The organism is Actinomyces sp., assembly GCF_030524025.1.
In the GTDB taxonomy this organism is placed as follows: domain Bacteria; phylum Actinomycetota; class Actinomycetes; order Actinomycetales; family Actinomycetaceae; genus Actinomyces.
The window spans coordinates 9,801-14,351 of the sequence record NZ_JAUNHI010000044.1 but is presented as its reverse complement, the minus strand read 5'-3'; the positions used below and the strand labels follow the sequence as shown (position 1 = coordinate 14,351).

At 68.0% G+C, this 4,551-nt stretch carries 5 protein-coding genes and 2 pseudogenes; 1 reads left to right on the top strand and 6 read right to left on the bottom strand.

Annotation, left to right across the window (positions count from 1 at the left end; genetic code table 11):
- Positions 1-59 precede the first annotated feature (59 nt).
- Positions 60-258, bottom strand: a pseudogene (locus Q4C85_RS11340) (ABC transporter ATP-binding protein); the annotation flags it as partial.
- Positions 259-521: 263 nt separating this feature from the next.
- Between Q4C85_RS11340 and Q4C85_RS11335 the strand changes: the two are divergent.
- Positions 522-1,124: a TetR/AcrR family transcriptional regulator gene (locus Q4C85_RS11335; protein ID WP_303142177.1), complete on the top strand. Its 603-nt coding sequence runs from the start codon at positions 522-524 to the stop codon at positions 1,122-1,124.
- Positions 1,125-1,186: 62 nt separating this feature from the next.
- Here Q4C85_RS11335 and Q4C85_RS11330 read toward each other — a convergent pair whose 3' ends face one another.
- The 5 genes and pseudogenes from Q4C85_RS11330 to Q4C85_RS11830 all read right to left on the bottom strand — a co-directional run.
- Complete coding sequence (locus Q4C85_RS11330; protein ID WP_303142175.1) at positions 1,187-2,050, bottom strand: alpha/beta fold hydrolase; 864 nt, start codon at positions 2,048-2,050, stop codon at positions 1,187-1,189.
- A gap of 50 nt (positions 2,051-2,100) precedes the next feature.
- Positions 2,101-3,105, bottom strand: a complete 1,005-nt coding sequence (locus Q4C85_RS11325) for an NADP-dependent oxidoreductase (RefSeq protein ID WP_303142174.1) — start codon at positions 3,103-3,105, stop codon at positions 2,101-2,103.
- A gap of 417 nt (positions 3,106-3,522) precedes the next feature.
- Positions 3,523-3,684: a LuxR C-terminal-related transcriptional regulator gene (locus Q4C85_RS11840; protein ID WP_368501453.1), complete on the bottom strand. Its 162-nt coding sequence runs from the start codon at positions 3,682-3,684 to the stop codon at positions 3,523-3,525.
- Positions 3,681-4,352: a hypothetical protein gene (locus Q4C85_RS11835; protein ID WP_368501452.1), complete on the bottom strand. Its 672-nt coding sequence runs from the start codon at positions 4,350-4,352 to the stop codon at positions 3,681-3,683. Before Q4C85_RS11835 ends, Q4C85_RS11840 begins: the two co-directional genes overlap by 4 nt.
- 58 nt (positions 4,353-4,410) lie before the next feature.
- Positions 4,411-4,470 (bottom strand): annotated as a pseudogene (locus Q4C85_RS11830) (hypothetical protein); the annotation flags it as partial.
- Positions 4,471-4,551 lie beyond the last annotated feature (81 nt).

The following is a 4,551-nucleotide window of genomic DNA, read 5'->3' as shown; positions in this document are numbered from 1 at the left end:
CATCAACGACAACGAACCACCAGCGGGAAGCAACACCACACTAAGACACGCACCCAGGAGTCCTGGCCCAGGACGCGCACCTCTCCCCCATCCCGACGCCGCAGGCCCTGAAGAATCTCGACGGTCGTCGTCTTGCCCGCCCCGTTGGGGCGCCAGGACCGAGCCCACCGGGACGATCAGGTCCAGGCCGCGCAGCACCTCCTTGTCACCGTAGGACTTGGTCAGGGCACGGATCTCGATCGCAGGGGCGGGTGACATGCACCAAAATCTCCTGCGCCCCCGAATGTGACGGTAGCCACCAATCGGAGGGCACGGCTTGTCCACCGTTCGGGGGACAAGCCGTCGCAGCGCAGGACCCTGCGGCTCTGGCGGCTCGGCCGGCTCGGCACGCCTGCGGGGCGCGCCGCCGGCGCCGGCTACTGGGATCCTCGGATCCGGGAGGTCAGCCCGGACAGTCGGCGCGGGCGGCCGGCGACTATGCTCAGTACCCAGCCCGATCTACTCTGATCCTGGAGGACACCGTGCCGCGCAGCCCACAGCCACCCACGAGGCGCGAGCGCGACAAGCAGGCCAAGCTCGAGCGCATCACCGCTGCCGCAAGTGAGTTGTTCGCCCGCCACGGCGTCGACGAAGTGACCACCCAGCAGATCGCCGAGGCGGCCGACATCGGCACCGGGACGCTATTCTTGTACGCCCGGTCCAAGGGTGACCTCCTGCTGCTCGTGCAGAACGCCCACTATGCCCGCGCCCTGGAGGAGGGGCGGGCGCGCGCCGCGCACACGAGCACTGCGCTGCACGGCGTCATGGCCCTGGTCGAGCAGGTTGTCCGTTGCAACCGTGCTCATGTTGACAACGGCCGCACGTACCTGCGAGAGGTGGTCTTCGGTGACACCCGGCAGCCCCACCGCGCTGAGGCGTTATCCATCGTCTCACGCACGGAGCAGGCAGTCACCGAGATCCTGGCCGACCGGAGCAGCTTGACTGCAGAACAAGCCAGGACGGCGGCAAGGATCGTCTCCGCCATCCTCGTCCTTGAACTGGGGACCGACCCCGCCGCGGACAGGAGCATCTCAGACCTGCTCACGAGCATCCGCACGCAGGTCGCCGCGCTGCTGCCCGCCTAAGCACGCGCGGCTCCGCGCACCGCTGCGCCACTCACGAAGTCACCGACAACCGATCCCTTATCTCAAGAGGGACCAAGGAACTTGACGGCGACAGGCGCGAACTGCTCCCAGTACTGGAAGATGGACCCGTGCCCGGAATCCGGGTAGATGATGAGCCGAGAGCCCTTGATGCGCCGATGCAGATCCTCAGAAAGGATCGAGGGCACCATGCGGTCCTTGTCACCGTTGACGATAAGGGTGGGCTGGGTGATCACCGACAGATCCGACGGCGCTGACCGCCCATACCTGGTGACTGCCTTGAGCTGGGCAAGGAAGGCCCTGAGGGTGATCGGTGCGTCACGATCATGCTCGCGCTCCTTGAGCCGCCCCATGAACTCTCTCCCGGCCCGCCTGCCGGCACTGTCGCGACCGAAGAACAAGAACTCTTTGGGGTCGGCACGGGCGATGGCCGCACGCAGGATGCTCCGGTAGGTAACGCCCGCCACCTTGTCGATTCCCGCACCGCCCCGAGGTCCAGTGCCCGCCAGGACCAGCCTGCGCACCAGTTCAGGATGCCGGACGACCAGTTCCTGCGCAATGAAGCCACCCATGGACAAGGCGAAGACGTCAACGGTCCCGTAACCCAGTCCTTGCGCGATGAACGTGTGGGCGTCCTCGGCGGCCTCCTCGATCGTGCCCGGCACCTCCCCCGAGGAGCCGCCGACACCGCACTGGTCGAAGGTGATGACGTGGCGGCCGCTAGCGATGGCGTCCACGATCCTGGGGTCCCAGTTATCCATCGTCGCGCCCAGGTGGACGAAGAACACGACCGGAACACCTCCAGCCGGGCCGAGCTCACGATAGGCGAAGGTGATCCCGTCGACCTTGACCGTCTTGTTTTGCGCCCGGATGTAGGACACCGCCGAGCCGTCGGCGCTGGCTCCCATCCAAATAATTGTCCCCTTTAATGTCTGATACGGAAGCATGGTGGGTGCGATCACTCGGCCCAGGAGCCTGCGATCACGACCTTGCCGCGATTTCCGCCCTTCGAAACGACGTCCAACGCATCGGGGGTCTGATCCACGTCGAAGGTCTTTGAGACGACAGGACGGATAGCGCCACCGTCCACGAGGGAGGAGATCTGCGCAAGCTGCTGGCCATTGGCAGACATGAAGAGAAACTCGTAGCTCAGGCCAAGCCGCCTTGCCCGCCACCGAATCCCGCTGCTGAGCACGGCGATGGCCGTCCGCACACCAGGATTAAGACGCTTATCTCTGGCAAACGACGGGTCGGGAGGGCCTGCGATCCCAATGACCTTGCCACCTGTCCTGAGCACCCGCAGGGACCTGACGAGATTGTCTCCGCCCAGGGAGTCCAACACCAGATCGTAGCCGGATATCGACTCAACGAAGTCCTGGTTGCGGTAGTCAATGACCTCGTCGGCCCCCAGTTCCCGGACCATGTCGACATTCCGGCCCGACACGGTCGTGGCCACATGGGCACCGAGGTGCTTGGCGAGCTGGATCGCGATCGAGCCGACGCCGCCCGCTCCCGCATGGATGAGGACCTTGCTCCCCGGCTTCACCCCTCCCTTGACGACCAGCGCCTGCCAGGAGGTCAGGGCCACCAAGGGCAGGGAGGCGGCCTCGACCACACTGATGGTGGCGGGCGCAAGGGCCACGTCAGCCTCGTCGATGGCGATCCTCTCTGCGAAAGTGCCGATTCGCCCGTCCCTGGGCCTTGCGAACACCTGATCGCCCGGCTGAAATCCCATGACCGCGCTCCCTGTCCGGATGACGGTGCCCGCAACGTCATGCCCAAGAACCAGCGGGGTCGGGTAAGGCAGGATGGTTCTGAACTCGCCTTGGCGGATCTTGTCGTCCAGCTGGTTGACGCCCGCAGCACCGACACTCACAAGGACGTCCCGCTCACCCACGGTGGGCTCTGGCACCTCGGCCAGGTGCACCGGCTGCTTGTAGGCATCGAACGCGAAGGCTCGCATTGTTCCTCTTCCCTCATTGACATCTGTGCGCATGGTCCCGGCGCCTGTCGGCCTCAACGACTCACGTGCCTGCGGTGGATGGGACGCCGGCCCGAGCGGCCCCAGCGGCGAAAGGTACGGCACGGCATGCCTGCGAGCATGCACCACCGGGTGAGAGCCCTCGCCCGATCTCGCTCCCACCCTCCTTGCCTACTCACGAGCATCCGGTCTACCGACACCGCTCAGCTGCGGTACATCCTCTCACTGAGCATGCTCAACTATGAGCGCACTCAGTAGTCTTGTCAAGCGCACCCTCGCACCCCCGTCGGCGCCCGGCAGGCATGTCAAGCCGGCCAGGCGTCAACGGCTCCGTATCGACCTGGACGACGAGCCCCGGACCGACGTCGTACTGCCTCCTCGACATCAGTGCCGCCGGGCTCAGTCGAGGTCAAGCAGGCCGCGGCGCAGGGCCTCGGCCACGGCGGCGGCGCGGGTGTCGACGCCGAGCTTGTGGAAGGCGCGCAGGAGGTAGGTCTTGACGGTGGCCTCGGCGATGTAGAGCTCGGCGCCGATCTGGCTGTTGGACACGCCCCGGCTCACCCGGCCAGGTTCTGGCGCTCGCGCGGCGAGAGGGTCGACCCCGGCTCCTGGACGGCTCCCGGCGCCCCGGGGCCGCCGCTCCCGCGGGCGACCTCCATGAGGCGGGCGGTCACTGCGGGGCTGAGCACCCCGTGACCGACGGCGACGGCGCGCACGGCCGCCAGAATGTCCTCGCGCGGGCAGTCCTTGAGCAGGTAACCGATCGCCCCGGCCTCCACCGCCCGCAGAATGTCGCCGTCAGTGTCATAGGTCGTCAGCACCACCACCCGCGGAACCTGGACGCCGGTCAGCCCCGTGCCCTCGGGCTGCCCGTCGGCCCCCACGCCGTCGTCGACCACCTCGATGACGAGCTCGCTCAGCCCACCGACATGCTGACAGGACCCGCTGACGAGGACCTCCTGCACCCCGGAGTGGCGGGCGACATTGGACAGGGCCTCCTGGACGGTGCGCAGGACCGTCGCCTCGACGGTGCGCGGGAGCCCCTCGGGCAGGTCGGCGCTCAGGGCGGCGCGGCGCCCATCCCGGTGCTGGGCCTCGACGAGCCGGGCCAGGGCCTGCCCGAGATCGCCGGTGCGCAGGGTGCTGGGGCCCTCGCCCGCCACGAGCGACCGCGCCTCGGCGAGGTTGTCGCGGGCCACCGCCTCGAGCTGGTCGAGCCTGGAGCCCACGGCCCCGGGGTGCGCCGGCCGCCAGCTCGCTGCGGGCCGCCTGGGACAGGGTGATCATCGAGACGAAGCCCTGGGCGAGGGTGTCGTGGACCTCCCGGGCCCAGCGCTCGCGCTCCAGGGCGGCGCCGGCGGCATGCTCGGCGGCGGCGAGCTCGTCCTGGGTCCAGGCCAGCTCCCGGCGTGCGGCCTGCTCGGCGGC